The organism is Vogesella aquatica, assembly GCF_028548455.1.
In the GTDB taxonomy this organism is placed as follows: Bacteria; Pseudomonadota; Gammaproteobacteria; order Burkholderiales; family Chromobacteriaceae; genus Vogesella; species Vogesella aquatica.
The window spans coordinates 118310-144249 of the sequence record NZ_JAQQLF010000012.1 but is presented as its reverse complement, the minus strand read 5'-3'; the positions used below and the strand labels follow the sequence as shown (position 1 = coordinate 144249).

Here is a 25940-nt window from a genome sequence, read left to right as displayed (position 1 = left end):
TTTTGGCACGCAAGTTCAAAGAAACATCGTTTCTCTAAATCTTTGCAGTGCAAGTATTTGGCTTAGCCAGACACTTACACCTATCGGTTATTTGGTCTGTTAAAGAGCGGTGCTGACTGCTTGTTTCGTTTGCGTCGTCAGCTGAGGAGGCGAACTATACCCAGACAGACAAAGGGCGTCAACACTTACCCCGCAATAAACTGCAAGTATTTGCTTAAGGTGTTGATTTGCAACGGCTACGAAAAGCAAAAAAGTTGGCCGCAGGCGGCCAACTTTCAGTAAAAGACAGTAAGGCCGGGCTCTGCTACCCTTTAGGCCTTGTTTATCGACTGTATGCGACGATCGCAACCCAAGGTAATGACCACTCTCAAGTTTGATGTGCTGATTATTGGCAGCGGCCTGGCAGGCATGACGCTGGCGCTGCATTTGGCTGAAACCCGCAAGGTAGGCCTGATTACCAAACGCGACTTGCTGGAGGGCAGCTCCAGCTATGCGCAAGGTGGCATTGCTGCCGTTCTGGATACGGGGGATTCGGTAGAACAGCATATAAGCGATACCCTGATTGCCGGCGCAGGGCTGTGCAATGAGGAGACAACACGCTTTATCGTTGAGAACTCGAAAGAGGCGATCGACTGGCTGGTGGACCTGGGCGTGCCGTTTACGCGCGATGACAGCCACCAGACCGGCTTTCACCTGACGCGCGAAGGCGGCCACAGTCATCGTCGCATCATTCACGCCGCCGATGCGACCGGCGCTGCCGTTACCAGTACGCTGGGGCAGAAGATTAAAGCCCACCCGCAAATTACGGTACTGGAAGACTTTATTGCGGTAGACCTGATTACCAGTGCCAAGCTAGGGCTGGAAGGCAAGCGCTGCTACGGTGTATACGCGCTGGACAAACTGGCAGACCAGGTGGTGACTATTGCGGCCAACCATACCATTCTGGCTTCCGGCGGTGCTGGCAAGGTTTACCTGTATACCACCAACCCTGATACCGCCACCGGTGACGGCATTGCCATGGGCTGGCGTGCCGGCTGCCGTGTGGGCAATATGGAGTTCATCCAGTTCCACCCCACCTGCTTGTACCACCCGCACAGCAAATCTTTCCTGATTTCCGAAGCGGTGCGCGGCGAAGGCGGCATCCTGCGCCTGCCGGATGGCACCCGCTTCATGCCGCACCACGACGAGCGCGCCGAACTGGCGCCGCGCGACGTAGTGGCCCGGGCGATTGACTTCGAGATGAAAAAGCACGGGCTGGACTGCGTGTACCTGGACATCTCGTACAAGCCGGCCAGCTTTATCCAGGAGCACTTCCCCAATATCTACGCCCACTGCCTGGAGCTGGGCATAGACATTACCCAGCAGCCTATCCCTGTGGTGCCGGCGGCACACTATACCTGCGGCGGCCTGATTACCGACCTGGAGGGGCGCACTGACGTGGAAGGCTTGTACGCCGTAGGTGAAGTAGCCTGCACCGGCCTGCACGGCGCGAACCGCCTGGCCAGCAACTCGCTGCTGGAGTGCATGGTAATCGGCAAAGCGGCCGCTGCCGACATCAATGCGGCGGCACCGGTAAAACAGCCCACCATTCCGGACTGGGACGATAGCCGTGTGACCGATACCGACGAGGAGGTAGTGATCTCGCACAACTGGGACGAGCTACGCCGTGCGATGTGGGACTACGTGGGCATCGTGCGCACCAACAAGCGCCTGGAACGCGCACTGAACCGCATCAAGCTGCTGAATGAGGAAATTGACGAGTATTACAGCAACTTCCACATTACCAACGACCTGGTTGAGCTACGCAACCTGGTACAAACCGCCGAACTGATTGTGCGTTCCGCCCTGGCACGCAAGGAAAGCCGTGGCTTGCATTTCAGCCGCGACTACCCCGAAACACTGCCGCAAAGCAGCGACACCATCCTGACGCCGCAAAAGTAAGCCAAGCACAGGTTGGCCGCAATCTGCGGCCAACCTTTTCACTCAGCCCTGCGGCACAAATACCGGCAGCGTAAACCAGAACACGCAGCCCCCCGCCAGCGGCGTACTCACACCAAACTCGCCACGGTGGAATTCCACAATCGAACGGCAGATATTCAGACCAATGCCCATGCCGTCGGTTTTGGTGGAGTAAAACGGCGTAAACAGGTTTTCTTTCACCCCATCCTGCAAGCCCGGTCCGTTATCACTCACCTCCACCCGCCAGAATTGTTTGCCGGTTGCACTGCGCAAATGAATGGTTGGCCGCACGCTGCCCGCTTCGCGCATGGCCTCGATGGCATTCTTGATCAGGTTCAATAGCACCTGCTCGATCAACACCGGGTCCATTTCTACGCGCAAGCTGCCACGCGCCGGCTCCAGCACCAGCCGCACACCATGCTTGTCCGCCATAGGCTGCGCCAATGCCAGCACCCGCCTCACCGCCAGATCCGGGTCACTCAGCTCTAGCTGGGGCGCGTGCTTTTTCACAAACGCCCGGATACTGTTGACGATTTGCCCGGCACGGCGCGCCTGGTCGGCAATGGCTTGTACCGCCTCCCCCACCCCGCGCGCCTGCGCCTGCTCGGCGGGCAGCTTGCGCGCCAGGCCGGCGGCGTAGGTGGAAATGGCGGTAAGCGGCTGGTTTAGCTCGTGCGCCAGCGACGAGGCCATCTCGCCCATGGCGATCAGGCGCGAGGTGGTCTGGAAGCGCTCCTCCTGCGCCAGCTCGCGCTCGGCGCGGGCGCGGGCGTCAGTGACATCCAGCAGCATGCACAGCCAGGCTGGCTCGCCCCCTACCCAGTCAATACGCCGGTATTGCAGCTGGAACCAGCTACGGCCACCATCGGGTGAGCACTCCAGGTTGGCCGCAGTCGCATGCGTCTCGCCCAGCAGGCCAGGCATCAGCGGGCAGTAGCTGCCATCCACGGCAAAGCTGGCCCAGCCGGCAGCAAAAGCCGGGTTGGCGTATAACAGCTGGCGTGTATCGCCATCGATGACACACAGGCCACTTTCCAGGCCATTGAGCACCGCCAGAAAGCGCCGATGCGACTCATCCAGCGCCACCCGCTTTTTCTTGAGCTCGGTAATGTCGTACATGGACGCCACCCAGCCATCGTGCCGCCCGCCTTCCAGCAACAGTGGCGTAGCGTACAAGCGCACCTCTACCTTTTCGCCATCACGATGGCGGAATGGCAATTCAAAGCCGTGTTCGGGCAGCTGCCCGGCCAGCATCGCCTGCATGGCCTGCATCAATAGCGGGTAATCTTCTTCGGCCCAAAAACTATAGGGCAGCTGCTGACCCACCAGCTCATCGGCAGACAAGCCGGTCAGCTCGCTCATGGCACGGTTTACCCGCAGTATCTGGCCATTGCCGGCAAAGGCGATGAGGCCGCTTTTCATACTGTCTTCCACCGAGCGGCGCAAAGACATCTCGTGCTGCAACGCACGCTCGGCCCGTGCCCGTACGCGCACCTGGCCGCGTATGCGCCACAGGGCGAATAGCAAGGCCACCACCAGCAGGCCGATCAGCAGGCTGAGCACCGGCAAGGAGAAGCCCACCCCGGCACGATACGTAATGGCGCGCAGGCTGACACCATAACCAGGCGGATCAAAGCTCAGCTCGTGCGACAGCGTCCCCACCGGAGAAGCCTGGTCAAACTTGCTGGCCAGCGCCTTGCCACCCAGATCAACCAGGCTGATGTGGTACTTGGTGGCCAGCCACCACGGCACCTGGTACTGCAGCAGCAGATCCATGCGGTACACCAGGCGCAAACCACCCAGGTAGCGCCCGGATTCAAATACCGGCACCGCCAGATCAAAGCGGTACTTGCCGTCCTGCCCCAGATACGGCGGGCTATACGCCGAGCGGCCCAGGCGCTCGGCGCGCCACAAGGCGTCGTAAGCGTCCCCGCCCAACTGCAGACCGGTACGCTTTTGCGCATCCAGCAACACCGCCCCGCGCGGGCCAACCCACTGCACCGCCTCGATTTCCTTGCTCTCGCGTTGCAACAATGCGGCGGCGGCAAAAAAACGCCGCGACTGGGCGCGCGTCAGCGGCGCATCCAGTTGCATGGATTCCACACTTTGCTGATGCCCCTCCAGGTGCAAGCGCAGGCTTTGGTCCAGCCACAGCAGCTCCTGAATCAGGCCATCGCGCTGCTCGTCGCGCCAGTCCTTGTACACCACCCAGAACAAGCCACCCAGCGCCAGCAGCAAACCGATAAGAATAAGCGACGCCGCCACCCACAAACGGCGCGGAGTCACATGGGAAGCGTGTTCACTCAGGATCATAAGGTGTCATCAAGGTTGGCCGCGGGGCGCCAAGGTGCCGGCAGCGTCACGCTATCGGTATTAGGGAAATCCCCAATGCTGAATTCCCCAATGGCTAAAGTAGTGCTTTGATTCTAGTGTTCAGTTTGCGATGAGCCCCACCCAACAAACGGGGCCTAAGCAACACAAACAAAACACTGGAGAGTATACAAATGAAACTGAAATACGCAGCCCTGATCGCCAGCCTGGCATTCGGCGTAGCCGGCGCCGCCAACGCCGCCGACTTCGTGATCAAATTCAGCCACGTAGTTGCCCAAGACACACCAAAAGGCAAAGCCGCCGAATACTTCAAGAAGCTGGCTGAAGAGCGCACCAAAGGCCGCGTTCAGGTACAAGTTTTCCCGAACAGCCAGCTGTACAAGGATAAGGAAGAACTGGAAGCCCTGCAGCTGGGCGCCGTACAAATGCTGGCGCCTAGCTTGGCCAAGTTCGGCCCGCTGGGTGCCAAAGAGTTCGAAGTCTTCGACCTGCCGTACATCTTTGACAACTACGACGAACTGCACAAAGTCACGCAAGGCCCGATCGGCATGCAGCTGCTGAGCAAACTGGAAAGCAAAGGCATCAAGGGCCTGGCTTACTGGGACAACGGCTTCAAGATTTTCTCCGCCAACAAACCGCTGAAGTCCCCGGCTGACTTCAAAGGCCTGAAGATGCGCATCCAGTCTTCCAAGGTGCTGGAAGAAGAAATGCGCTCCCTGGGCGCCCTGCCGCAAGTAATGGCCTTCTCGGAAACCTACCAGGCACTGCAAACCGGCGTGGTAGATGGCACCGAGAACCCGCCATCCAACATGCTGACCCAGAAAATGCACGAAGTACAAAAGTACGCCACGGTCACCAACCACGGCTACCTGGGCTACGCCGTGATCGTGAACAAGAAATTCTGGGACGGTCTGCCGGCTGACGTACGCACCATTCTGGATGGCGCGATGAAAGATGCTACCAACTACGCCAACAAGATCGCCAAGCAGGAAAACGACGACGACCTGGCCAAGATCAAGGCCAGCGGCAAAACCCAGATCTACATCCCTACCGCTGCAGAGCGCGATGCCTTCAAAAAGGCACTGGTACCGGTTCACACCAAGATGGACGACCGTATTGGCGAAGGCCTGGTTCAGCTGATCTACAAACAGACCGGCTTCACCCCGAACTAAGCCTTTTCTGAGCGCATCAGGTTGGCCGCAGCCCTGCGGCCAACCTCCCACCGGAGTCAAGACATGAAATTCCTCGACCATCTCGAGGAGTGGCTGATCGCAACCCTGATGGCGGTAGCAACACTGATCACGTTTTTTGCAGTGGTGCACCGTTACGGTAGCGGCATCGAGTCACTTCAACCCTATCTGGCACACATCCACACCAGCTGGGCACAAGAACTCACTATTTACCTGTTTGTGTGGATGGCCAAATTCGGCGCCGCCTATGGCGTGCGTACCGGCATCCACGTGGGCGTGGACGTACTGATCAACAAATTGTCGGACAAGAACCGCAGCAAGTTTATCGTTATCGGACTGCTGGCTGGCGCCCTGTTCACCGGCACTGTCGGCACCCTTGGCGCGACCTTCGTGTGGGAAATCGCCCACACCGACCAGACCTCGGCCGACCTGGAAGTGCCGATGTGGATCGTTTATCTGGCGGTACCACTGGGCTCTTACCTGATGAGCTTCCGCTTCTTGCAGGTCATGGTGAACTTCCTGAAAACAGGCGAGCTGCCCAAGCATGACCATAGCCACGTGGAAGGCATGGAAGACGTGGCAGACGACAGCAACTGGTTTGCCATGGACGACAATCTGCACCCGCACGACCTGAAAAACGGAGGCGACAAAAAATGAGCGCACTCATCATTTTTGGCCTGCTGATCGTACTGATGCTTACCGGCATGCCGATCTCCATTTCGCTGGGCCTGACGGTACTGACTTTCCTGTTTACCATGACCGAAGTACCCATCGAAGCCGTGGCACTGAAGCTGTTCACCGGCATCGAGAAGTTCGAGATCATGGCGATTCCGTTCTTCATCCTGGCCGGTAACTTCCTGACCCACGGCGGGGTGGCAAAGCGCATGATCAACTTTGCCTCGTCCATGGTGGGCCACTGGCACGGCGGCCTGGGCCTGGCCGGCGTGCTGGCCTGCGCCCTGTTTGCTGCGGTATCCGGCTCCAGCCCGGCCACCGTGGTAGCCATCGGCTCCATTTTGCTGCCCGCCATGGTAAAGCAAGGCTTTCCCAATAGCTTTGGCGCAGGCGTGATCACCACCTCGGGCGCGCTGGGCATCCTGATCCCGCCGTCCATCGTGATGGTGATGTACTCGGTAGCCACCAACACCTCGGTGGGCCAGCTGTTCATGGCCGGGGTGATTCCGGGCCTGATGCTGGCCGGTTTCCTGGGCCTGACTACCTGGTACCGTGCCCGTAAATTCGGCTACCCACGCCTGGCCAAAGCCAGCATGCAGCAGCGCCTGAAAGCACTGCGCGAGTCGATCTGGGGCCTGTTGCTGATCGTGGTGGTAATCGGTGGTATCTACACCGGCATCTTCACCCCGACCGAAGCTGCCGCCATGTCTGCCGTGTACGCCTTCATCGTGGCCGTGTTCATCTACAAGGACCTGACGCTGAAGCAAGTACCGAAGGTGCTGCTGGATTCGGCCAGCATGTCCGCCATGCTGCTGTACATCATTACCAACGCGGTGCTGTTCTCTTTCCTGATGACCAGCGAAGGCATTCCTCAAGCCATGGCCAGCTCGCTGATCGACGCAGGCCTGGGCCCGATCGCCTTCCTGCTGGCCGTGAACGTGATCCTGCTGCTGGCGGGTAACGTGATGGAACCATCGTCCATCGTACTGATCTTCGCCCCCATCCTGTTCCCGGTGGCCGTAGCCCTGGGCATCGACCCGGTGCACTTCGGCATCCTGATCGTGGTGAACATGGAAGTGGGCATGTGCCACCCGCCGGTGGGCCTGAACCTGTACGTAGCATCCGGCATCACCAAGATGGGCATTACCGAGCTCACCATCGCGGTATGGCCGTGGCTGCTCACCATGCTCGTCTTCCTGGGCCTGATCACCTATGTGCCTGCCATCTCGCTGTGGCTGCCCAAAACACTGGGCATGATGTAAACCGCGCCAGCCGGCGACAAGACGCGACGGAACCCTTCCGTCGCGTTTTTTGTCAGACACGCGTACCCATAAGCAAGGGTTGGCCCTATAATGGCCGGCCTCTCCACACCCTCTGAATAACAATCAGGAGCCAACAGAATGGACGAGCAACTGCGCCAAGCCGCACTCGATTTCCACCAGTTCCCGCAGCCGGGCAAGATCCAGGTCGCCCCAACCAAACCGCTGGCCACCCAGCGCGACCTGGCACTTGCCTACTCCCCGGGCGTAGCCGCTCCTTGCGACGCTATCGTGGAAGACCCGCTGAATGCCTACAAATACACCGCCCGCGGCAACCTGGTTGCCGTGGTAACCAACGGTACCGCCGTACTGGGCCTGGGTAATATCGGCCCGCTGGCCGGCAAGCCGGTCATGGAAGGCAAGGGCGTACTGTTCAAGAAATTTGCCGGTGTTGACGTGTTCGATATCGAGCTGGACGAGAACGACCCGGACAAGCTGGTCGACATCATCTGCGCGATGGAGCCGACCTTTGGCGGCATCAACCTGGAAGACATCAAGGCCCCGGAATGCTTCTACATCGAGAAGAAGTGCCGTGAGCGCATGAATATTCCGGTGTTCCACGACGACCAGCACGGCACCGCCATCGTGGCCGCCGCTGCGGTACTGAACTCGCTGCGCCTGGTGAACAAGGAAATCGGCAATGTACGCGTAGTGGCATCCGGTGCCGGCGCTGCTGCCATTGCTTGCCTGGAGCTGCTGGTAGCCCTGGGCGTGAAGCGCGAAAACGTCACCGTCTGCGACTCCAAAGGTGTGATCTACCAGGATCGCGACGACAAGATGGACGAATCGAAAAAACGCTTCGCCATCCCGGACAACGGCCAGCGCAAACTGGCTGATGCCATGGTCGGCGCCGACATCTTCATGGGTCTGTCCGGCCCGAAACTGGTGAGCCAGGACATGGTGAAATCCATGGCCGCCTACCCGGTGATTCTGGCCATGGCCAACCCGGAACCGGAAATCCTGCCGCCGCTGGTAAAAGAAGTTCGCCCGGATGCCATCATCGGCACCGGCCGTTCCGACTTCCCGAACCAGGTCAACAACGTACTATGCTTCCCGTTCATCTTCCGTGGTGCGCTGGACGTAGGCGCCACCACCATCAACGAAGAGATGAAGCTGGCCTGCGTACGCGCCATCGCTGACCTGGCCATGGCCGAGCAGAACGACGTAGTAGCGTCTGCCTACGGCGACCAGGAGCTGTCCTTCGGCCCGGAATACGTGATTCCGAAGCCGTTCGACCCGCGCCTGATCGTGAAGATCGCCCCTGCCGTGGCCAAAGCCGCCATGGATTCCGGCGTGGCTACCCGCCCGATCAAGGACTTCGACGCCTACGTGGACCAGCTGGCCCAGTTCGTGTACAAGACCAACCTGTTCATGAAACCGGTATTCTCCCAGGCCAAGAAAGAAGCCAAACGCGTGGTACTGGCCGAAGGTGAAGACGAGCGCGTACTGCACGCCACCCAGGAAATCGTCTCGCAAGGCCTGGCCAAGCCTATCCTGATCGGCCGCCCTGCCGTGATTGCCAAGCGCATCGAAAAACTGGGTCTGAAACTGGAAGCCGGCAAAGACTTCGACCTGGTCAACAACGAATCCGACCCGCGCTTTGGCGACTACTGGAAGGAATACTACAACCTGATGAAGCGCAAAGGCGTTTCCCAGGAACAGGCCCGTCGCCGCGTTATCGGCAACACCACCCTGATCGGCGCGCTGATGGTACGCCGCGGTGAAGCCGACGCGCTGATCTGCGGTACCTACGGCACCTACCGCCAGCATCTGGACATCGTGCGCGACGTGATCGGCTACGCCCGTGAAGACAAAGTGGCCGGCGCCATGAACGCGCTGATCCTGCCTACCGGCAACATCTTCATCACCGACACCTACGTGAACGAGAGCCCGGACGCGCCGCAACTGGCCGCCATTACCGAAATGGCTGCCCGCGCGGTAAGCCGCTTCGGTATCGCACCGAAAGTGGCCCTGCTGTCCAACTCCAGCTTCGGCACCTGGCAGACCGAAGGCGCCAGCAAGATGCGCGACGCGCTGGAGCTGATCCAGGCCGCCCACCCGACACTGGAAATCGATGGCGAGATGCAAGGCGACGCCGCGCTGGTAGAAGCCATCCGCCAGCAAGCCATGCCGGACAGCACCCTGAAAGGCGCGGCCAACCTGCTGGTAATGCCAAACGTGGAAGCCGCCAACATCAGCTACAACCTGCTGCGTGTTTCTGCCTCCGACGGCGTGACCATCGGCCCTATCCTGATGGGCATGGCCAAGCCGGTACATATCCTGACCCAGATCTCGTCGGTACGCCGTATCGTGAACATGGTGGCCCTGGCCGCCGTGGACGCACAAAACGGCAACTGATCCGCTCTGCGCCAGGCCGCATGACAACGGGCACCTACGGGTGCCCGTTTTTTATTGCCGCCAGCATGTGCGCCACACCTTTCTGCACTAAGATACAGCCACAACAACCCGAACCAGGAGCCAGCATGAGTGCCGAATTCAACCCCGCCGACCCGTTTGCCCTGTTCCGCCAGATGATGCAGTCCGCCACGCCGCCGGGCGCCCAGCCCTTCCTGCCCCCGATGAGCGTGGAAGAAGTCGAACGCAAGATCGCCGAACTCAAAGTAGTGGAAACCTGGCTTACCATGAACCTCGGCATGTTATCCATGCAAATCAAGACCCTGGAAATGCAGAAAGCTGCCATCGCCGCGCTGCGCCCGAAAGAATAAGCCAGCCAGCCTTGCCATGGCTGGCCGCACTCACCCTGCAATGGTTGGCCGCAGCCCCTGCGGCCAACCATGTTTCATTTGGACAGCACGCGCCGCACCGGTAAAATGCCCGCCATGAACGCACCCCGCTTTGTCCATCTTCGCCTCCACTCGGAGTTTTCCATTACCGACGGCATAGTCCGCCTGGACGACGCCATCAAGCGCGCCGCCAAGGACAGCATGCCGGCGCTGGGCATGTCCGACCTGATGAACATCTTCGGCATGGTCAAGTTTTACAAGGCCTGCCGTAGCAAGGGCATCAAGCCCATTGTGTCCTGCGACATCTGGCTGGAAAACGGCGAGGACCGCGACAAGCCATTCCGGCTGATGCTCACCGCCAAAAACCGCGAGGGCTACCGCCGCCTGTGCGAGCTGCTCACCCGCGCCTTTACCCACAACCAGTACCGTGGCCGCGCCGAAATCAAGCGCGCCTGGCTGGAAGAAGGCGACAACAGCAACCTGCTGTGCCTGTCCGGCGCCCACCTGGGCGACGTGGGGGTGGCGTTTGCCAACGGCAACGCCGACGAGGCGCGCAGCCGCGCAGAATACTGGGCCCAGTTGTTTCCTGGCGCGTTTTATCTGGAACTGCAGCGCACCGATAGCGCCCAGGTAGAAAACATCCTGCAATCCACGCTGTGGCTGGCGGGCGAAACCGGCCTGCCGGTGGTGGCCACCCACCCTATCCAGTTCATGGACCCGGACGACTTCAAAGCGCACGAAGCACGGGTGTGCATTGCCGAGGGCTACACGCTGGGCGACAAACGCCGCCCGCGCAGCTTTAGCGAATGCCAGTACTTCCTCAGTACCGAGCAGATGCTGGAACGCTTCGCCGACATTCCCGAGGCGCTGGAAAACACGGTGCAGATTGCCCGCCGCTGCAATATCAACGTGGTGCTGGGCAAAAACTACCTGCCGGACTTCCCCACGCCGGACGGCATGACGCTGAACGACTTTCTGGTGTACGAGGCCAAGCGCGGGCTGGACATGCGCCTGGCACAGCTGTACCCGGATGCGGCCGAGCGCGAAGCACGCCGGCCGGAATACGACGCGCGGCTGAAGTTCGAGTGCGACACCATCATCCAGATGGGCTTCCCCGGCTACTTCCTGATCGTGGCCGACTTTATCCAGTGGGGTAAAGCCAACGGCTGCCCGGTGGGCCCGGGCCGGGGCTCCGGTGCCGGCTCGCTGGTGGCGTACAGCCTCAGCATTACCGACCTGGACCCGCTGAAGTACGCCCTGCTGTTCGAGCGCTTCCTGAACCCGGAACGGGTATCGATGCCCGACTTCGACGTGGATTTCTGCCAGGAAAACCGCTGGCGCGTGATCGAATACACCCGCCGCAAATACGGCGAAGAAGCGGTGAGCCAGATCGCCACCTTCGGCACCATGTCGTCCAAATCGGTGATCCGTGACGTTGGCCGCGTGCTCGACCTGCCCTTCGGCCTGTGCGACAAACTGTCCAAGCTGATTCCGCTGGAGGCCAACAAGCCGCTGAGCCTGGAAAAAGCCATGGCCGCCGAGGCGCAAATCGGTGAAACCATCGAAAGCGAAGGCGCAAACGAGCTGATCGAGCTGGCGATGAAGCTGGAAGACCTCACCCGCGGTATCGGCATGCACGCCGGTGGCGTGCTGATTGCCCCCGGCAAGCTCACCGACTTCTGCCCGCTGTACATCGCCAGCGGTGACGGCGCCGCGCCGGTATCGATGTACGACAAGGACGACGTAGAACAAATCGGCCTGGTGAAGTTCGACTTTCTGGGCCTGCGCAACCTCACCATCATCGAGCTGGCGCAAAAATACATCAAGGACCTGAGCGGCGAAGACGTAGACGTGGCCAAGCTGCCGCTGGACGACGCGCTGGCGTACAAAGTGTTTGCCAACGCCAACACCACCGGCGTGTTCCAGTTTGAATCCACCGGCATGAAGAAGATGCTGGTAGAGGCCAAGCCCAGCAAGTTCGAAGAGATTATCGCCTTCGTGGCGCTATACCGCCCCGGCCCGATGGACCTGATCCCCGACTTTATCCAGCGTATGCACGGTGCCAAATTCGAGTACCTGCACCCGCTGCTGGAGCCGGTACTGGCGCCCACCTACGGCATTATGGTGTACCAGGAACAGGTGATGCAGGCGGCACAGGTGTGCGGCGGCTACAGCCTGGGCGGCGCCGACTTGCTGCGCCGCGCCATGGGTAAGAAAAAAGTCGAAGAGATGGTGGCGCAGCGCGCCATGTTCGTGGAAGGCGCGGCCAAACAGGGCATCGAAAAAGCCAAGGCCGACGAAATCTTCGACTACATGGAAAAGTTCGCCGGCTACGGTTTCAACAAATCGCACGCCGCGGCCTACGCCCTGGTGGCCTACCATACCGCCTGGCTGAAAGCGCACCACGCGGCTGCCTACATGGCCGCCACCATGTCCACCGAACTGGACAACACCGACCAGCTGAAGGTGTTCTACGACGACGCCACCGACAACAAGAACGGCCTGCGCTTTTTGCCACCGGACGTGAACCACAGCTTCTACCGCTTTGTGCCGGTAGACCGCAAACACATCCGCTACGCGCTGGGTGCCATCAAGGGCACCGGCGAGTCGGCAGTGGAACACATCGTGCAAGTACGCGAGACGGGTGGCCCGTTTACCAGCCTGTTCGACTTCTGCCACCGCACCGACAAGAAAATCGTCAACAAACGCGTGATCGAAGCACTGATCCGCGCGGGCGCCTTCGACAGCATCGAGCTCAGCCGCGCCCTGCTGTTCAGCAACGTAGCGCTGGCCATCACTGCGGCCGAGCAACAAGCGGCCAACGCCAACCAGGGCGGCCTGTTCGACATGTTCGACGACGACAGCGCCCCCAGCGTGGACATGGTGGCGTGCAAGCCGTGGCCGGCAGCCATCCAGCTGGCCGAAGAAAAGATCGCCATCGGCTTTTACTTGTCTGGCCACCCGTTCTCGGCCTACGAGAAAGAAGTGCGCGGTTTTATCCGCACCCCGCTGGCCAAGCTGGCACCACGGCGCGAACCGCAGCTGCTGGCCGGCTTTGTCACCGGTATTCGTACCAAGATAGGCAACCGCGGCAAAATGGCCTTTATCCAGCTGGACGATGGCACCGCCAAGGTAGAAGTCAGCCTGTTTGCCGAGGCGGTAGACGCCAACCGCACCAAGCTGAAAGACGATGTGGTGCTGGTAGTGGAAGGCAAAGTCAGCGAAGACCGCTTCAGCGGCGGCATGCGCATCATTGCCGAAAACCTGTACGAGCTGGGCGAGGCACGCAGCCGTTACGCGCGTAGCCTGTCGGTGCAGATGCACCCGCGCCACGACGTGGCCACACTGCGCAACATCATCACCCCCTACCGCAGCGAAGATAGCGGCTGCCCCTTGCGCATTACCTACCATACCGGCAAAGCCAAGGGTGACCTGATGCTGCCGCCACAGTGGGGCGTACGCCTGGACGACGCGCTACTGATGACGCTGGAAGACTGGCTGGGCGACAACAGCGTGAAGATCCTGTGGTAGCCGGGGATGGCGACAAGCCAAACCGCCAGGCCGGCTATCGCACGACAGTGCACGACTGAAGCCACTTTCGCGCGGATGCCAGCCGGGGAAAATGGTGCGCCCCTGGCTTGGGCTGCGCGAATCGGGTGTTATTACGCGCAGCCAAGGGGGATTAGCTAGCCGTCAGACGGCGCTGCATATCCAGGTACAGCAGGTAATACAGGGTGATGACACCATCGATACCCAGCACATCTTCTTGCGCCATGCCTTGCGCCTGCTCGCTGCTCACGCGCGCGCACCAGCCGGGGGACAGTAGCCAGCTGCGCGCCTGGGCAAGTTGGCCGGCCGGGCGCTGCTGTGCGGCCAACTCCTGCTGCAACAGGTAGCCGGACAGCAGGCAGAACTGGCGCTCGGCAGGCAGCGCCTCCAGCTGCGCGCGAGTCATGCCGGCAAAGGCCGCCACACGCGGCACCATCTGTTTGTGCTGCAGTGCTTGCTGCAGTCGTTTTTGCTGCTGCGGCGAAAAGGCTGGCTTGGCCAGAAAGTCGATCAGGGTGTCGGATGGCGCACCAGCCGCGGCAGAAGCCTGTGGCTCGGCTTGTGCCAACGCAAAAGGGCTGGATGCCAGCAGTACACACAACGCTGCGGCATGAACGGATTTATGCATGAGGGCTCATTCAAGAATAAGGGCAGGCAAGGCATAGCCGGCCTGATGCTGATAAAGCACGAAATGATAAGGCAAAAGCAAGCCATTGGCATGATTGCGACAAGACGCGCAGGCCGCCCAGGCTGCTATGATGACGCCTATGTGTGTGAACTACCTACCCGCCACCCGCCGCCAGCTGCGCGAGCATTTTGCTGTCACCCCGCCCGAGACAGAATGGCCGGACGAATGCTGGCAAGACTACGCGGCCCCCATATTGCTGCCGGGCAGCAACGGCCAATTGCAGGCATATGCGGCCAACTACGGCTTTGTTCCGCGGCGCCACCAGCGCGAGGGCATCCGGCTGGCCACGCTCAATGCCCGAGACGATAGCGTGGCCCTGCGCCCCACTTGGCGCGATGCCTGGCAGCGCAGCCAGCTGTGTCTGGTACCGATGCTGGCTTTTTTCGAGCCTTGTTACGAAACAGGCCGCGCCGTACGCCACCGCATTGCACTGGCCGATGGCCAGCCTTTTGCCGTGGCCGGGCTATGGCGGCGCTGGCAGGAAGCCGACGGCAGCAGCAGCCTGGCGTTCGCCCAGCTCACCATTAACGCCGACGAGCACCCGCTGCTGCGCCGCATGCACCTGCCCGGCGACGAGAAACGCAGCCTGGTGCTTGTACCACGCAGCCAGTATGGCCGCTGGCTGGGCTGCCGCCAGCCGGCTACCGCGACCCGCCTGCTATTGCCCTACCCTGCCGGCCTGATGGCAAGCTGCCCGGCACCGCTACGGCCAGATGCAGTCACGCAGCCGTTCACGCCAGACTTGTTTTCCCGCCCACCAGACGAGGTCTAGGGCCTGTTAACGCATTTTGGATGCGTCGGCGCTCATACGGCGGCGGCAACACCCTGCGCATGACGCCGGCAAACTTCGCGAACCTGTTCTGCGACAAGGAAAAGTGCCAACAGGCGCTAGAGCGAGGGCTGCGTTTCCAGCCAGGCTTTAAGTACCGCCAGGTTTTGCACAAAACCGGGCCACTCGGTGCGGATGGTAGGCAGGTCGGCGGCTTTGCCGGCCTTTTCCAGCAGCTCGGCCGCGTCCCCCAGCATCATGGCACCCACCATGCGGCTAGCGCCCTTGATGCGGTGGGCGCTCCAGGCCACGCGCTCCACATTGGCCTCGTCTACCGCGGCCTGCAGTGCGGCCACATCGTCGTCGTTAGCCAGCAGGAACTCGTCCAGGATAGCCCGCTCCATCATCCAGTCGCCCGAGCTGTACACCTCCAGCACACTGCGGTCTATCGGCATGGCCATGGCAAAACTCGCGCTGTCGGCCTGGCCATCGCCTAACAGGTGCAGCTGGCGCTGCTCGCTTTCCTTGATGGCTTCAACGTTGGCCTGGGTGATCCATTTTTCCAGCATGGCTTTGAGCGTGCCCAGGCTCAAAGGCTTGGTCATGAAGTCATCCATGCCCGCGGCGCTGGTTTTTTCCAGCTCTTCATGCGAGGCGTTGGCGGTACACGCGATAATGGGAATATGGCGCGAGTCGAACACGATACCCTCGTAGTAACGTATGGTGCGCGCCAGCTCGTAGCCGTCCATTTCCGGCATGTGACAGTCGGTCAGGATCAGCGAGTACTCGCCTTTTTGCCACTTGGCTACCGCCTCTACGCCGTTTTCTGCCGCATCTACCGGGTAACCCAGCAACTCGAACTGTTTCAGCGTCAGCTTGCGGTTGGTAGGATTGTCTTCCACAAACAGTACCGGTAACAGGTTGGCCGCTACTTCGGCCTGGCTTTCCAGTACGTCTTCGGCGCTGATCTCCACCGGTGCCGTACGAATATCCCCCACCTCGCCCAGCGGCATGGTCATCTCCAGCGATGCGGTGGTGCCCACGCCCTCTTTGCTGTCCATGGCCACCTCGCCGCCCATCAGCATGGCCAGGCGGCGGCAAATGGTCAGCCCCAGCCCGGTACCGCCAAAACGGCGTGCGGTAGAGCTTTCAGCCTGGGTAAACGGCTCGAACAGACGACTCAGGTTCTCGCGGGAAATACCGATACCGGTGTCTTGCACTTCGAAACGCAGCTTTTGCTGGTTCGCGCTGCTTTCCAGGCAGCGGACACGCAGTGTCACCGCGCCGCTGGCGGTGAATTTCAGGGCATTACTGCAGAAGTTCTGCAAGATCTGGCGCAAGCGCAGCGGATCTACCTGTACGGCCGGGGCCAGCTGCGGATCGATGTCCAGATGGAACTGCAGGTTCTTGCTCGTGGCCATTTCTTCATACAGCTGGTGCACCTTGTGCATGATGTCGGAAATGGACGCGGTTTCCGGCGTGATGTCCAGCTTGCCGGCCTCGATCTTGGAAAAGTCCAGAATGTCATCGATCAGGCGCAATAATGTACGCGCAGATTCCTGGATGGTTTCCACCGACTCGCGCTGCTCTGCCTCCAGCCTGGTCAGTGCCAGCAGCTCCAGCATGCCCAGCACACCATTCATGGGGGTACGGATCTCATGGCTCATGGCGGCCAGGAAGCCGCTCTTGGCACGATTGGCCTGCTCGGCCAGGTCGCGCGCCAGCAGCAAGTCACCTTCCTGCATTTTGAGGCTGGTGATATCGGCGTGGATACACACGGAGCCACCACCAGGCGTGGCATGGTCGCTGACCTGGAACCAGCGCAGGCCCACCTGCAGCTGGAACGAGGCGCTGCCACTGGCGTGCCGGCGCAGGCGCTCGGCTACCCAGCTGGCGTTATCCATACCCACTTCAGGGTGCTCGCCTTCTTCCAGCGCGGCTTTCACAATGGATTCAAAGGTACGGCCACGCAGCTGTTCCGGGGTAAAGCCCACGCCTGCCAGCTCGGCAAAACGCCGGTTACACAGTACCAGTTTGTCGTGCACATCAAAAAAGGCAAAGGCTTCTTCCAGCGTTTCGATAGCCACCACCAGCTGGCTGCGCGCTTCGGCAGCCTCATCCCGAGCATGCAGCAGGCCTTCTTCGGCCGCGCGGCGGTCGGATACATCCATGCAGGCCAGTATCATGTCGTGCTCGGCCATACCCGGAAACAACAGTTGGCCGGTAAACATCACCCATACCGGCTGGCCGCCTACCCGCACGCACTCTATTTCGGTATTCAGCTGGCGATCGTTCTGGCGAGCAGCCTCCAGCTGGCAATGCAACGCATGCCATTCCAGCTCGGTGGCCAGCACTTCCTGCAAGCTCAAGCCCTGCAAACCGTCCTGGCCAGCCCCGAACAGGGTTTCCGCGGTACGGTTGGCGCGCACAATAGCGTAATCGCGATTCAGGCGCAGCAGCCCCACGGGCGACGCGCTATAAATGGCCTCTTCCTGCTGCAGCACCTCGCGCAGGTGGCGTTCGGAATTGCGCCGGCGGTCTTCTTCGGCATAAAAACTCACGATGCTACCGCAGGTACCCAGCATGGGCTGCAGCGCCTGGTATTGTTCCTCGCTGAAGCGGCAGTCCTGCAGCCCGGCCACCATCACGGTACGGGCATCCACCTCTACCGGCAGGTAGAGCCAGCCTTCTTCGCGCACTATTTTATGCTGCGCCCCCAGCTGCAGTGCCTGCACGTAGGGCTTGCGGCGGAAATCCTCTACCCAGTCGGGCAAGGGGCTGGCCCCCGTACTGGCTTGTACATGAAAGGACGCGCTTTTGTCGCGCCCGGTTTCCAGCGCCAGAATCAGGCCGGCATCCAGCCCGAAGTAATCCAGCAGTATGCGCAGTATCTCGTGGTACACGGCATGACGCGGGCTGCGGGCAAACAGCAGGCCCTCTACCCGGTGAATGCCGGACAGCAACTGCAGGCTCTTGGCCAGCGATTTTTCCGCCACCCGCCGCTCTTGCTCGTTACGCACAATCAACAGGTAGTGATCGCGCCCGCGCGCCTTGTCTTTCAGGGCACTGATAGATACGCCGGCGTAAAAGATGCTGCCATCGGCACACATACCGCGCCCGGGCAGCGAGCGGTCCAGCCCCTCGCTGCTTTCCATCCAGTCGCTGTCTTGCGAGTCGATGATCAGCAGTTCACCAATGGGCAGATTGCCCAGGTTTTCCTTGCTACGGCCAAACATGCGCTCGGCACCATGGTTGGCCACCACCACCTTGCGCTCATCGTCTACGGTGAGGATGGCATCCGCTGCGGCATCCAGCAGATGCTGCAGCCGCTGCAGCGGGTAAAGGATGTGGGTACGCATGCGGCGCAGCAGGTAGATGTACAGGCACATCACCAGCAGGGTAAACAGCATGTTCAAGGCCAGATCGGCAAGATACTCGTCCAGATAACTGTTGACTTTGTCGCGCGTGTGACGAGTAAGCGCCAGGAAAAAATCGTCCAGCTGCTGGCTAAGCGTCGCCCAGGCCTGGTGATGGCTATCTTTACCCGGCAAGGCCTGGTGCTGCCCGTCAAGCAGTTGCAGCTGCAGATCGGTGTGCCGGTTCAGGGTAAGGATGGCACTATTGAGCTGGCGCAGGCGGTCTTGCAGGTCTGGCTGATCCAGAAAATGGATGCTGTCACGCAGGCGGTCCACAATCAGTAGCGCCCGCTCGCGGTTGCGCGTGAGTTGGTACTCGTCAGAGGAGTTCAGCCGGCGCTTGAACTCGGCACGCAGGTTCAGCGCGTGGGCTTCATCGCCCAGCACCTGGCTCAGGCTCCAGATATCGAACTTGACCTCCGCCATCCGGTTCAGGCGGGGATCGGCCTCATCACCCAGGTCGTAGGTATCCTGGCGCAGTGCCTTGTCAATGGACGCAAACACCGACGCCATGGACAAGCGCCAGCCAAAACTGGCGTTTTCGTCCATCTGGTAGGGCTGGCGCTGCAGGATGTTGTCGATATCCACGCGCCGGCCCTGCAAATGCTGATGCTTGGCAACGATCTCTGCGTGCAGGTCTGCGCTGCCATTGCCCTGGCGCGGCATGGCCAGCGCGCGGCGCAATGCCTCGTCCGCCTGCTCGCGCAGCGGCAATAGCGCGGCACGGCTGGACAGGCCAGGAGGCTGGGTAGCGGACAACAATGCCAGGGTGTGGTCGTTTTCCCGGCTGAATGCCTGGGCTGCCAGAAACAGCTGCTGGCTGGCCTGATTGAGCTCTTCGTGCTCTACCGCCCGCACATAGCCCATATAGCCGGAACGGATCAGCAGCGCTGAGGCCACCAGCTGGATAGCGCCCAGTAGCAGAACGATAAAAACTGCAGCACGCCCGATATCAGAGGTTTGCCCAGCATTACGCAATGTGTCTCTCATACCCCCTCCGCGTGCGGTGTACGACTCAGGCCTCGACAGGATCGTCCTTGCGCAACACCACTTTCTGCACGCCAAAGCGGTCCGGGTAGTTTACCAGTACACGCAGCTGGGTAATGGTCAGCTCGCTACCACGCTGTAGCAGCAACTGGCCGGTTTTGTTGTACAGATCCTCGCCCAGAATGCGGCCTGCTTTTACTTCTTTCAAAGCAAGCGTCTCTACCGGGTGGCCATCTTCGTCCATTTTGCGCGCGGCCGCCTGCAGCTGCTCGCCAAAGACAAACTTGTCATGTGCCGAACCGGTAGGAATGGTGTAGTAGGCAAACGGGTCGGGCTCGGGGCGGGCGCGCGCCATGGCCGCGCTGATGTTTTTTTCCAGCTCGGCCGGTTTGGGCGGCTTGATGACAAAACCGTCGGCGTGCAACTGGGCAGCCAGCACAATATTGTGCTTTTCGGCGTAGCCTGACAGAAAGACAAACGGCATATTGGGCGGATTCATGGTGCGGCCACAGCGGATTTCTTTCAGCAAATCCATGCCGTTCATCGGCTCCATCTGCAGGTCGCACAGCACAATGTCTACTGGCTTGCCGTCCAGCGCACGCTTGGCGGTGGCGCCGTCTACTGCCTGGTAAATATGGTCGGGCTGGACACCCATGGCTTTGAGTGACTGGGTCAGCAAAGAGCGCACCAGCATCTGGTCATCTACCACCAGTATTTTCAGCCTGGAAAAGTCCATAGTCATATCGCCCCCTTGCTTTTATCCCACCGACACTTCACATGATGGTATCTGCTACAAAATGGCGCAAGGATACATAAGGGAAATATGTAGATTAAGGCAAAAAACGCTGCGCTAGTGCCCGGATAGCCGCCGCATTGGAGGGGGAAAACACCCGCTCGGCGGCCTGCTGCCAGGGCAGCCACTGCCAGGCCAGATGCTCGCCCGGCGCCAGGGTTGGCTGCAAGGCGTCCGCTAGCTGCAAGCTGAACACATGCTCGGTATTGTGGGTGACGCCGGGGGCGTAGCGGTGGCGCCAGTGCGGGTAGATTTCATAGACATTCTGCTGCTGCCAGTCGTACCACTGGCCGGCGGTGGCAGCGAAACCGGTTTCTTCTGCCACTTCGCGGCGGGCGGTCTGCGCAATCGCTTCGTTGCCCTCGCGGCTGCCGGTCACCGACTGCCAGTAACCCGGCTTATCGGCACGCTCAATCAACAGCACCTGCAAATCGTCAGTGTGGATCACCACCAGCACGGAAACGGGTTGCTTGTTTGGCTTCATGTCTTGCTGCCTGCCTCGTCCAGTACGGTAATCACCCCAGCCAGCTCTACCGCCGACTTCACCCCCATCTTGTCGAATACGCGGGCGCGGTGCACTTCTACCGTTTTCATGCTGATGCTCAGCACCTCGGCAATCTGCTTGTTCAGCAAGCCGGCCAGAATGTGCTGCATCACCTCGCGCTCGCGCTCGGTCAGTGTCGCCAGCGCTTCGGCCACCCGCACCCGGCGCTGGTAACGCTCGCGCTCTTGCGCGTCGCGCGCCAGGCATTCGTCCACCAGGGCCAGCAGGCGCGCGTCATCAAACGGCTTTTCCAGAAAATCCGCCACGCCCAGCTTGAACGCCGCCACCGCATGCGGCACGTCACCGTGGGCGGTCAGCATGATGACGGGCGGGCAGTACGGCCACTGCGCGATTTTTTCCAGCAGCATGATGCCGCTGATGCCGGACATGCGCAGGTCCACGATCAGGCAGTTGAAGTTGGCCGCGGCCTCGCCCAGCGCCAGGAAGCGCTCGCCACTGTCGAAACCGCTGACGGCCAGCGTCGGGGTTTCCAGCAGCCACAGTAGCGATTGCCGCACCGCCAGGTCATCATCAATCACTGCCAGGGTTTTTTGCGTCATGTCTGCTCCTTATTCTGCTGCCGCCCCGCTCACCACACGCACCTCGCGCTGCGGGTACGGAATCTGGATGCCATGCTCGGCAAACAGCTTCCAGATGCGCAGGTTGATTTCGGAGCGCAGCGACAGCATGCCGTTTTCCGGATCGCTGACCCACAGCCCCACTTCCAGGTTGATGCCGGAGTCGGCAAAACCGATGACAAACGCCGACGGCGCCGGGTCGGTTTTCACCCGCGGGTGGGTGGCGGCCTGGCGCAGCAGCGCCAGCGCCTCGTCCAGATTGGTTTCGTACGATACCTGTACCGGCAGGCTGATCCACAACGCCTTGTCGGTGTACGACTGGTTGATCACGGTATTGGCGATCAGCGCCTCGTTCGGCACCAGGATCTCGGAGCCGTCGGCGCTCTTCAGCACCACGAAGCGGCTGGTAATCTTGCTGACGTAGCCGACGCGATTATCCACCATCAGGCGGTCGCCAATGCGGATGGAGCGATCGAGCAGGATGATGAAACCGGACACGTAGTTACTGGCAATTTTCTGCAAGCCGAAACCCAGGCCCACACCCAGCGCACCGCCGAACACCGACAGCACGGTCAGGTCGATGCCGACGATGGGCAGCGCCACCAGCACGCCTACCACCATCAGCAGCGTGCGTGCCAGCTTGGTAAACACGATGCGCAGGCTGAGGTCCACGTCGGACAGCTTCATCACCCGCTTTTCGATCAGCTTGCTCAGCCACATCGCGCCGACCAGGATCACCGACACCCACACCAGCGCCGACAGGATCATCAGCAGGTCGACCTGGGTTTTGCCGACCCGGAAGCTGATCGACTCCAGCCAGTCCAGCACCACGGTATCGACCCCCACCGCCCAGCTGGCAAACGCCAGCCACAGCAGCATGGACAGGAAGTGTTCGGTGCTGCGCTCCAGCTTGCCGTCCGGCAGCGCATGGCGCACCACGGCCGCCAGAATACGGATGATGGACATCCACAGCAGCAGCGTGGCCGACACCACCAGCAGGTCGGACTTCACGCCCACTACCAGTTGCCAGATCACCGCCGCCACCTGGGTCCACAATTGCGCCGACAAGGGCAACACCAGCCGGTACAGCAGGTATTTGCCAAAGCCCCAGTCGCCACTGTCGCTGGCGAAGTAGCGAGCGTGGATACCGCGCGACAACCAGAACGCCAGCGCCACGCCAATGGCGGCAACCAGCAGCTCCAGCCAGCCGGTCGGCCCCTGGATAGCGGCGACCAGACGGTCGAAAGTGAGGGTGGAGGTGTGTTCCAGCATGCGTGTCCTTACGGGTAAATCGGATTTTACTCAGCCAGCGGCTGCAGGCCGGCAGGGCCCAGCAGCAGCACGCGGTCGGCGCGGGCTGCCAGCTCGCGGTCGTGCGTCACCATCACCATGCCGGTGCCCAGCGTATGGTTCAGTTCGCGCAGCAGCGCGAACACCGCCTCGGCATTGCCACGGTCCAGGTTGCCGGTGGGTTCGTCCGCCAGCAGGCAGTCCGGGCGGGCCACCAGTGCCCGTGCAATGGCGACGCGCTGGCGCTCGCCGCCAGACAGCTCGCCCGGCTTGTGGCCGGCACGTGCGGCCAACCCTACCTGGGCCAGCAGCGCCTGTGCCTGTGCCGCCGCCTGCTCGCGCGGCTGGCGCGCAATCAGCAGCGGCATCATCACGTTTTCCAGCGCGGTGAACTCGGCGAGCAAATGGTGAAACTGGTAAACAAAACCCAGGTGCCGGTTACGAAAGCGGCCGAGCTCGGTTTCATTCATGCCGGCCAGCGGCTGGCCCAGCACGCTGATGCTGCCGCTGCTGGGCGCATCCAGCCCGCCCAGCAGGTGCAATAGCGTGCTCTTGCCCGAGCCGGACGCACCCACAATGGCCACAAATTCGCCACGCGCTACTGTCAGATCGATACCGCTCAGCACGTCTAGCGCCAGATTGCCTTCACTGTAGCGCTTGGCCAGGCCTTGGCAGCTCAGGATATTACTCATAACGCAAGGCCTCCGCCGGGCGCACGCGGGCTGCGCGCCAGCTTGGGTAAATAGTGGCCAGCAACGCCAGCGCCAGCGAGATCAGGCCGATAGTGGACACATCGCCCAGCTGGATGTCGGTGGGCAGGTAATCGATCATGTATACGTCGCTGGACAGCAGCTTGGCACCAATCAGGCTTTCCACCGCAGACAGCACCACACCCAGGTTGTAGGCCAGCAGCAAGCCGCCGGCCACCCCGGCGACCGTGCCGAGCACACCGGCAATGGAGCCCTGGATCATGAAGATCTTCATGATGCTGGCCGGGCTGGCACCCAGGGTGCGCAGGATGGCGATGTCCGACTGCTTGTCGGTAACCACCATCACCAGCGTGGACACCAGGTTGAACGCGGCTACCGCCACGATCAGCGTCAGGATGATGAACATCATGCGTTTTTCGATCTGCACCGCGCGGAAATAGTTGGCGTTCATGTCGGTCCAGTCGGTGGCCACCTGGTTGGCCGCCAGCTGCGGCTGCAGGGTAGCTTTCACCTGCGGCGCCAGCATGGCGTCGTCCAGCTTCAGGCGGATGCCGGACACGTCCTGGCCCAGGCGGAACAGCACCTGCGCGTCGCGCAGCGAGATCATGGCCAGCGAGGAGTCGTACTCGAACATGCCCGCCTTGAACACACCGGCCACGGTGAACTGCTTCAGGCGCGGCATCATGCCGGCCGGGGTCACATTGCCTTGCGGTGTGATCAGCGTCACCTTGTCGCCCACCTCCACGCCCAGCTGGCGCGCCAGCTCCACACCCAGCACGATGCGATAACTGCCGGGCGCCAGGTCGGTGAGCTTGCCGCGCAGCATTTCCTTGCCCAGTGCTACCACCGTCTGCTCGGCGGCAGGATCAACACCACGCACCAGCGCACCGCGCACATTGCCACGGCTGGACAGCAAACCCTGTGCATTTACGTACGGCGCGGCGGCCACCACGTGTGGCTGCTGCCGCAGCTGCGCCTGCAAAGGCTGCCAGCCGGCAATCTGGCCGTCGTAGCTGCCGATTTCCAGGTGGGATACCACCGACAGCATGCGGCCACGGATTTCCTGCTGGAAACCGTTCATCACCGACAACACCACAATCAGCGCGGCCACGCCCAGGGCAATGCCCAGCACCGACATCAGCGAGATAAACGAGATGAAACCGTTGCGCCGGCGGGCGCGCAGATAACGCAGGCCGATAAAGACCTCGTAAGGAAAAGACATGGGCAGGTTCAGGCTCGGTAAGGGTTGTCCAGCTGCTGCATCATGGCCACCAGAAAGGCACGCACCTGGTGCTCGTCACAGCCCATCAGGATGGCATCCTCAAATGCGTCCTGTGCCACCTGGGCCAGCTCTTCCATATTTTCGGTCATCACTTTTACTTTTTCGGTGCACGACACCACGCTGCCGTCGGGGGCATGCCAGATTGGCAGATCCGGTTTCATTGTTGGCCTTTCGGTATGGCCGCCAGTGCGAAGCTGGCCGGCCGGGCAATAAGCGCCCTGTAAATGGCGAGGCCCGGCTTGAGCGGGGCCTCGGGTACAGATTGTGTCACGCCAGACTGCGGGCGGCGGCTAGTCTCTTTTCTTCTTCACCGGCGCCTTTTTCTTGCCACTGTCAGCAGACTTGCTGCTTTTTTTACTGCTTTTCTTGCTGACAGCATCCTCAGCACCGGCTTTCTTTTTGCTACGGGCGCTGCTGCCCTGCTCGGCTTTCTTGCCTTTTTTGCCTTTGGCTACCGGCTGCTCGTCCCGTGCGTTCTTTTTCTTTTTGCCTTTCACCGTACGCTCTTCTACTGCAGCCGCCTCTGCCTTGCGATAGCTGCGTTTGCCGGTGCTGGCAGCAGCTACACTGCTGGCTGGTTTTTCCACTTCGGCAGCAGCTACCGGCATACCAGCACGTGCTACACGACGGGCACCGTTGTAGCGGGTAGCCCAATAGCTCTGTGTCATATTGACCACTTCAATGCTTTTACCGGTACGGGGCGCATGAATGAACTTGCTATTGCCCAGATACATGCCCACGTGGGAATAGCGGAAGCCGCGCGTATTGAAAAAGACCAGGTCACCGGCCTTGAGTTCATCGCGGTCGATCTCGCGGCCAACCTGGGCCATCCCCGCTGCGGTACGCGGCAGGTTCACGCGCAGGGATTTCTTGAAAACGTACTGGATAAAGCCCGAGCAATCCAGGCCGTTTTCCGGGTTACTGCCGCCGAAACGGTAGGCTACACCGATCAGGCTCATGGCCTGCAGTAGCAGATCGCCGGCAGCCTCTTCACCCGGCGAGGCAAAGCGGGCGATCGGGTCGGCCTCGCCATCTGCCGCGGTGTCTGGCGCGGCATGGGCCACCGCCATGAAACCGGCCAGAAACAGGGCCAGAATAGATTGGTAGAATTTCATA

General features: G+C 61.0%; 19 protein-coding genes. 8 read left to right on the top strand and 11 right to left on the bottom strand.

The window, feature by feature from the left end; all coding sequences use genetic code 11:
- Positions 1 to 357 precede the first annotated feature (357 nt).
- Positions 358 to 1941, top strand: coding sequence for an L-aspartate oxidase (nadB, locus tag PQU95_RS11215; protein ID WP_272752085.1), 1584 nt, complete (start codon positions 358 to 360; stop codon positions 1939 to 1941).
- Positions 1942 to 1983: 42 nt separating this feature from the next.
- Here the strand turns inward: nadB and PQU95_RS11210 are convergent, their stop codons facing one another.
- Positions 1984 to 4272 (bottom strand): PAS domain-containing sensor histidine kinase, encoded by a 2289-nt coding sequence (locus PQU95_RS11210; RefSeq protein WP_272752084.1) that lies wholly within the window; start codon positions 4270 to 4272, stop codon positions 1984 to 1986.
- Positions 4273 to 4463: 191 nt separating this feature from the next.
- Here PQU95_RS11210 and PQU95_RS11205 point away from each other — a divergent pair, with 191 nt between their 5' ends.
- From PQU95_RS11205 to dnaE, 6 genes are all read left to right on the top strand, one after another.
- Positions 4464 to 5462 (top strand): TRAP transporter substrate-binding protein, encoded by a 999-nt coding sequence (locus PQU95_RS11205; protein ID WP_272752083.1) that lies wholly within the window; start codon positions 4464 to 4466, stop codon positions 5460 to 5462.
- A 63-nt stretch (positions 5463 to 5525) separates the two neighbouring features.
- Positions 5526 to 6137 carry a TRAP transporter small permease gene (locus PQU95_RS11200; RefSeq protein WP_272752081.1) on the top strand — a complete coding sequence of 204 codons (612 nt, stop codon included), beginning with the start codon at positions 5526 to 5528 and terminating at the stop codon, positions 6135 to 6137.
- A complete protein-coding gene (locus tag PQU95_RS11195) occupies positions 6134 to 7417 on the top strand; it encodes a TRAP transporter large permease (protein ID WP_272752080.1) in 1284 nt (427 codons plus the stop codon). Before PQU95_RS11200 ends, PQU95_RS11195 begins: the two co-directional genes overlap by 4 nt.
- 138 nt (positions 7418 to 7555) lie before the next feature.
- Positions 7556 to 9832 carry an NADP-dependent malic enzyme gene (locus PQU95_RS11190; protein WP_272752079.1) on the top strand — a complete coding sequence of 759 codons (2277 nt, stop codon included), beginning with the start codon at positions 7556 to 7558 and terminating at the stop codon, positions 9830 to 9832.
- Positions 9833 to 9957: 125 nt separating this feature from the next.
- Positions 9958 to 10200, top strand: a complete 243-nt coding sequence (locus PQU95_RS11185; RefSeq protein WP_017508908.1) for a PhaM family polyhydroxyalkanoate granule multifunctional regulatory protein — start codon at positions 9958 to 9960, stop codon at positions 10198 to 10200.
- 114 nt (positions 10201 to 10314) lie between these two features.
- Positions 10315 to 13749: a DNA polymerase III subunit alpha gene (gene dnaE / locus PQU95_RS11180; RefSeq protein ID WP_272752078.1), complete on the top strand. Its 3435-nt coding sequence runs from the start codon at positions 10315 to 10317 to the stop codon at positions 13747 to 13749.
- Between the two features lie 151 nt (positions 13750 to 13900).
- Here the strand turns inward: dnaE and PQU95_RS11175 are convergent, their stop codons facing one another.
- Positions 13901 to 14395 (bottom strand): hypothetical protein, encoded by a 495-nt coding sequence (locus PQU95_RS11175; protein ID WP_272752077.1) that lies wholly within the window; start codon positions 14393 to 14395, stop codon positions 13901 to 13903.
- A gap of 139 nt (positions 14396 to 14534) precedes the next feature.
- Here PQU95_RS11175 and PQU95_RS11170 point away from each other — a divergent pair, with 139 nt between their 5' ends.
- Positions 14535 to 15227 (top strand): SOS response-associated peptidase, encoded by a 693-nt coding sequence (locus tag PQU95_RS11170; RefSeq protein WP_272752076.1) that lies wholly within the window; start codon positions 14535 to 14537, stop codon positions 15225 to 15227.
- 116 nt (positions 15228 to 15343) lie between these two features.
- Here PQU95_RS11170 and PQU95_RS11165 read toward each other — a convergent pair whose 3' ends face one another.
- From PQU95_RS11165 to PQU95_RS11125, 9 genes are all read right to left on the bottom strand, one after another.
- Positions 15344 to 19630, bottom strand: coding sequence for an ATP-binding protein (locus PQU95_RS11165; protein ID WP_272752075.1), 4287 nt, complete (start codon positions 19628 to 19630; stop codon positions 15344 to 15346).
- Positions 19631 to 19655: 25 nt separating this feature from the next.
- A complete protein-coding gene (locus PQU95_RS11160) occupies positions 19656 to 20369 on the bottom strand; it encodes a response regulator (RefSeq protein ID WP_272752074.1) in 714 nt (237 codons plus the stop codon).
- 88 nt (positions 20370 to 20457) lie between these two features.
- Positions 20458 to 20904, bottom strand: a complete 447-nt coding sequence (gene nudB, locus PQU95_RS11155) for a dihydroneopterin triphosphate diphosphatase (protein ID WP_272752073.1) — start codon at positions 20902 to 20904, stop codon at positions 20458 to 20460.
- Positions 20901 to 21524, bottom strand: a complete 624-nt coding sequence (locus PQU95_RS11150) for a response regulator transcription factor (RefSeq protein ID WP_272752072.1) — start codon at positions 21522 to 21524, stop codon at positions 20901 to 20903. Before PQU95_RS11150 ends, nudB begins: the two co-directional genes overlap by 4 nt.
- Before the next feature lie 9 nt (positions 21525 to 21533).
- The gene (locus PQU95_RS11145; protein ID WP_272752071.1) at positions 21534 to 22814 is read right to left on the bottom strand and encodes a mechanosensitive ion channel family protein; all 1281 of its coding nucleotides are present in this window, start codon (positions 22812 to 22814) and stop codon (positions 21534 to 21536) included.
- A gap of 26 nt (positions 22815 to 22840) precedes the next feature.
- Positions 22841 to 23524: a lipoprotein-releasing ABC transporter ATP-binding protein LolD gene (gene lolD / locus PQU95_RS11140; RefSeq protein ID WP_272752070.1), complete on the bottom strand. Its 684-nt coding sequence runs from the start codon at positions 23522 to 23524 to the stop codon at positions 22841 to 22843.
- Positions 23517 to 24764: a lipoprotein-releasing ABC transporter permease subunit gene (locus PQU95_RS11135; RefSeq protein ID WP_272752069.1), complete on the bottom strand. Its 1248-nt coding sequence runs from the start codon at positions 24762 to 24764 to the stop codon at positions 23517 to 23519. The genes lolD and PQU95_RS11135 overlap by 8 nt, the downstream gene beginning before the upstream one ends.
- A gap of 8 nt (positions 24765 to 24772) precedes the next feature.
- Entirely contained in the window at positions 24773 to 24985 is a 213-nt protein-coding gene (locus tag PQU95_RS11130) for a hypothetical protein (protein ID WP_017507977.1), read from the bottom strand.
- 129 nt (positions 24986 to 25114) lie between these two features.
- The gene (locus PQU95_RS11125) at positions 25115 to 25939 is read right to left on the bottom strand and encodes a C40 family peptidase (RefSeq protein ID WP_272752068.1); all 825 of its coding nucleotides are present in this window, start codon (positions 25937 to 25939) and stop codon (positions 25115 to 25117) included.
- Position 25940: the final 1 nt, after the last annotated feature.

Coding starts and splice junctions, on each gene's coding strand:
- nadB (WP_272752085.1), top strand. CDS start 358: ATGACCACTCTCAAGTTTGATGTGCTGATTATTGGCAGCGGCCTGGCA.
- PQU95_RS11210 (WP_272752084.1), bottom strand. CDS start 4,272: ATGATCCTGAGTGAACACGCTTCCCATGTGACTCCGCGCCGTTTGTGG.
- PQU95_RS11205 (WP_272752083.1), top strand. CDS start 4,464: ATGAAACTGAAATACGCAGCCCTGATCGCCAGCCTGGCATTCGGCGTA.
- PQU95_RS11200 (WP_272752081.1), top strand. CDS start 5,526: ATGAAATTCCTCGACCATCTCGAGGAGTGGCTGATCGCAACCCTGATG.
- PQU95_RS11195 (WP_272752080.1), top strand. CDS start 6,134: ATGAGCGCACTCATCATTTTTGGCCTGCTGATCGTACTGATGCTTACC.
- PQU95_RS11190 (WP_272752079.1), top strand. CDS start 7,556: ATGGACGAGCAACTGCGCCAAGCCGCACTCGATTTCCACCAGTTCCCG.
- PQU95_RS11185 (WP_017508908.1), top strand. CDS start 9,958: ATGAGTGCCGAATTCAACCCCGCCGACCCGTTTGCCCTGTTCCGCCAG.
- dnaE (WP_272752078.1), top strand. CDS start 10,315: ATGAACGCACCCCGCTTTGTCCATCTTCGCCTCCACTCGGAGTTTTCC.
- PQU95_RS11175 (WP_272752077.1), bottom strand. CDS start 14,395: ATGCATAAATCCGTTCATGCCGCAGCGTTGTGTGTACTGCTGGCATCC.
- PQU95_RS11170 (WP_272752076.1), top strand. CDS start 14,535: ATGTGTGTGAACTACCTACCCGCCACCCGCCGCCAGCTGCGCGAGCAT.
- PQU95_RS11165 (WP_272752075.1), bottom strand. CDS start 19,630: ATGAGAGACACATTGCGTAATGCTGGGCAAACCTCTGATATCGGGCGT.
- PQU95_RS11160 (WP_272752074.1), bottom strand. CDS start 20,369: ATGACTATGGACTTTTCCAGGCTGAAAATACTGGTGGTAGATGACCAG.
- nudB (WP_272752073.1), bottom strand. CDS start 20,904: ATGAAGCCAAACAAGCAACCCGTTTCCGTGCTGGTGGTGATCCACACT.
- PQU95_RS11150 (WP_272752072.1), bottom strand. CDS start 21,524: ATGACGCAAAAAACCCTGGCAGTGATTGATGATGACCTGGCGGTGCGG.
- PQU95_RS11145 (WP_272752071.1), bottom strand. CDS start 22,814: ATGCTGGAACACACCTCCACCCTCACTTTCGACCGTCTGGTCGCCGCT.
- lolD (WP_272752070.1), bottom strand. CDS start 23,524: ATGAGTAATATCCTGAGCTGCCAAGGCCTGGCCAAGCGCTACAGTGAA.
- PQU95_RS11135 (WP_272752069.1), bottom strand. CDS start 24,764: ATGTCTTTTCCTTACGAGGTCTTTATCGGCCTGCGTTATCTGCGCGCC.
- PQU95_RS11130 (WP_017507977.1), bottom strand. CDS start 24,985: ATGAAACCGGATCTGCCAATCTGGCATGCCCCCGACGGCAGCGTGGTG.
- PQU95_RS11125 (WP_272752068.1), bottom strand. CDS start 25,939: ATGAAATTCTACCAATCTATTCTGGCCCTGTTTCTGGCCGGTTTCATG.